The organism is Actinomadura fibrosa (assembly GCF_900659615.1).
Taxonomy (GTDB): Bacteria; Actinomycetota; Actinomycetes; order Streptosporangiales; family Streptosporangiaceae; genus Spirillospora; species Spirillospora fibrosa.
In genome coordinates this window covers 1-3,096 of record NZ_CAACUY010000472.1, presented here as the reverse complement: position 1 = coordinate 3,096, position 3,096 = coordinate 1, and the positions used below count along the sequence as shown (strand labels likewise).

General features: G+C 74.7%; 5 protein-coding genes. All 5 read left to right on the top strand.

Annotated elements, in window-relative coordinates:
- Positions 1-144 precede the first annotated feature (144 nt).
- Positions 145-579 (top strand): roadblock/LC7 domain-containing protein, encoded by a 435-nt coding sequence (locus E1300_RS48715; protein WP_242619900.1) that lies wholly within the window; start codon positions 145-147, stop codon positions 577-579.
- On the top strand, positions 576-932 hold the full coding sequence (locus E1300_RS48710; protein ID WP_131764037.1) for a DUF742 domain-containing protein: 357 nt from the start codon (positions 576-578) through the stop codon (positions 930-932). The genes E1300_RS48715 and E1300_RS48710 overlap by 4 nt, the downstream gene beginning before the upstream one ends.
- Positions 910-1,524 (top strand): GTP-binding protein, encoded by a 615-nt coding sequence (locus E1300_RS48705; RefSeq protein ID WP_131764036.1) that lies wholly within the window; start codon positions 910-912, stop codon positions 1,522-1,524. Before E1300_RS48710 ends, E1300_RS48705 begins: the two co-directional genes overlap by 23 nt.
- Entirely contained in the window at positions 1,521-2,744 is a 1,224-nt protein-coding gene (locus E1300_RS48700; protein ID WP_131764035.1) for a cytochrome P450, read from the top strand. The genes E1300_RS48705 and E1300_RS48700 overlap by 4 nt, the downstream gene beginning before the upstream one ends.
- Positions 2,745-2,833: 89 nt before the next feature.
- On the top strand, positions 2,834-3,096 hold a 263-nt coding region (locus tag E1300_RS48695; protein WP_370786276.1), incomplete at its 3' end, for a hypothetical protein.

Below are 3,096 nucleotides of genomic sequence, written 5' to 3'. Positions count from 1 at the left end.
CGGGGACGCGGCCGATCCGGACGCGTGGCGGGAGCCGGCCCGGCCCGCCCGGGAGACCGCCGCGGGCCTCGGCGCCTGGCAGCGGGGGACCCGGTCCGGCCGCGCCGGGACGCCGCCGGGCGTGGAAGGGAAGGACCTGCGGCCATGAACGAGGGGTGGAACGGCGCGATGGACGACGGCACGAACCGGCTCGGCTGGATGCTCGACGACGCCCTGCGGATGCCCGAGACGCGGTACGCGATCCTGCTGTCGGCCGACGGCCTGCTGATGGCCCACTCGGAGCGGATCAGCAGGGACGACGCGGAACGGCAGGCCGCGGGCATGTCCGGGCTCCAGTCGCTCGCCCGCAGCACCGCGGAGTTCTGCGGCACGCCGGACACCACCTGGCGGCAGACGGTCAACGAGTTCGACGACGGCTACGTGTTCCTCGTGGCCGCCGGGCCGGGCGCCTACCTCGCGGTGTCGGCCACGCAGCGGGTCGACATGGAGACGGTGTCGTTCCGGCTCCAGGAGCTCGTCCAGCGGCTGGGCAAGGAGATGACCAGCCCGCCGCGGCCGGACGCGGGCCGGACCCCGTGAACCGCCGCAGGAACGAGCGCGCCCTCGTCCGCCCGCACGTCGTCACCGGCGGCCGGGCCCGCCCGACCCGCAACGTGTTCGACCTCGTGACGCTGCTGACCGCCACCGGCGACCTGCCGCGCACGGGACTGTCCCCGGAGAAGCTCCGCATCGTCGAGCTGTGCCAGGGCGGCGCCCTGTCGGTCGTCGAGATCTCCGGGCACCTGCGGCTGCCCGTCGGCCTCACGAAGGTGCTGCTCTCCGACCTGGTCGACAGCGGCCACCTCGTCACCCGCGCGCCCGCCCCCGCCGCCCGCCTCTCCAAGGCCCGCATCCTCCAGGAGGTGCTCGATGGACTCCGCGCCAGCCTCTAGCGGGATCGCGGCGGCGACGCCCTACCTGCGCGACAGCGTGCGGACCGCCGTGAAGATCCTCATCGTGGGGCACTTCGCCGTCGGCAAGACCACCTACGTGGGCACGCTGTCGGAGATCCGCCCGCTGCGGACCGAGGAGCGGATGACGCAGGCCGGCGCGTCCGTCGACGACCTCGCCGGGATCAGGGACAAGACGACCACGACGGTCGCGATGGACTTCGGCCGCCTGACGCTGAGCGACGACCTCGTCCTGTACCTGTTCGGCGCGCCCGGGCAGCGGCGCTTCACCCGGCTCTGGAACGACCTGGCGCGCGGCGCGCTCGGCGCGCTGATCCTCGTGGACACCGCGCGCCTGGAGGAGTCGTTCGCCGTCATGGACATCGTCGAACGGCAGGGGCTGCCCTACGCCGTCGCCGTCAACCACTTCGAGGGGTCGCCGTCCTTCCCCGCGGCCGAGGTCCGCGAGGCCCTCGACCTCGACGCGACGACCCCGCTCGTGACCTGCGACGCCCGCGACCGGACGTCGTCCACCGAGGCGCTCATCGCCCTCGTCGACCACCTGCTCACCCTCGACCGGGACGGTGCGCCATGACCGCCGACGACACCCCGCCGGGCCGGTGCCCCGGCCGGATCCCGATGTACGGGCCCGAGTTCGCCGAGGATCCGGGGCGCGTCTACGACGCCATGCGCGAGCACGGCGGCCTCGCGCCGGTCGAGCTGGCGCCGGGCGTCCCCGCCACGCTCGCCGTCGGCTACGACGAGGCACTGGAGATCATGCGCGACCCGGGCACCTTCCCCCGGGACGCCAGCCGGTGGCAGCGGACCGTGCCCGCCGACTGCCCGGTGCTGCCGATGCTGGAGTACCGGCCCAACACGCTGTCGGCGAACGGCCCCGTCCACGCCCGCCTCCGGTCGGTCATCACCGACAGCCTCGACCGGATCGACACCGCCGCGCTGCGCCGCCACGTCGAGACGAGCGCGGACGCGCTCGTCGACGGGTTCGCCGCCGACGGAAAGGCCGACCTGATCGCCCAGTACGCGCGCGTGCTGCCGCTGCTCGTGTTCAACGAGCTGTTCGGCTGCCCCGCCGACATCGCCGAGCGGCTCGTGTACGGGATGAGCGGCATCTTCGAGGGCCTCATCCCCGAGGAGGCCAACGCCGTCCTGGCCAAGGCGGCGCGGGACCTCGTGGCGCTGAAGCGCGCCCGGCCCGGCGCGGACGTGACGTCCTGGATGCTGAGCCACCCCGCGAACCTGGACGACGACGAGATGGCGGAGCAGCTCACGCTGCTGCTCGGCGCCGGCACCGAGCCCGAGCAGAACCTCATCGCCAACGGCATGCGCCTGCTGCTGTCGGACGACCGGTTCGGCGGCGACCTGTCCGGCGGCAGCCTCCCCGTCGAGGACGCCCTCGACGAGATCCTCTGGACGGACCCGCCGATGGCCAACTTCGGGGCCACCTTCCCCCGCCAGGACGTCCACTACCGCGGCCGCGTCCTGCCCGCCGACCAGCCGATCGTCATCAGCTACGCCGCCGCGAACACCGACCCGTCCCGGTCCGCGGCGCAGCGCGCCGGGAACCGCGCCCACCTCGCGTTCGGCGCCGGCCCGCACACCTGCCCCGCCAAGGGCCACGCGCGCCTCATCGCGTCCGTGGCGATCGAGAGGCTCCTCGACCGCCTCCCCGACATGGAGCTCGCCGTCCCCACCGCCGAGCTCCAGTGGCGCCCCGGCCCCTTCCACCGAGCCCTGGTGGCCCTGCCCGTCACCTTCCCGCCGGTCGATCACGGATCGCCCGGCGCCCGGTTCTAGCGACTCGGTTTCCGGGACGTGCCGGTAACGGGCTGAACCGGGGCGCGGGGGGCCGCGTACCTCCGGGCGTGGCGATCCATGACCCGGCCGTGGCGGCACGCGAGCGGCAGGCACCCCGGACCGAGACGCCGATGCTCGCGCTCGGCGCCGCCGCGACGGCGCTCGTCGTCCTCGCGCTGGTCGTGCGGCTCGGCGGGGCGTTCAGCGCCGCCGCGGCGCCCGGCCTGTCGGAGGCCGGGGCGCTGACCAAGGTCGGCCTGTCGGTCGCCAAGCTCGGCGTGAACGCGGCGGCCACCCTCACCGTGGGATGGCTGCTGGCCGCCGCGGTGCTCGTGCCCGCGCCGGGCGGCCT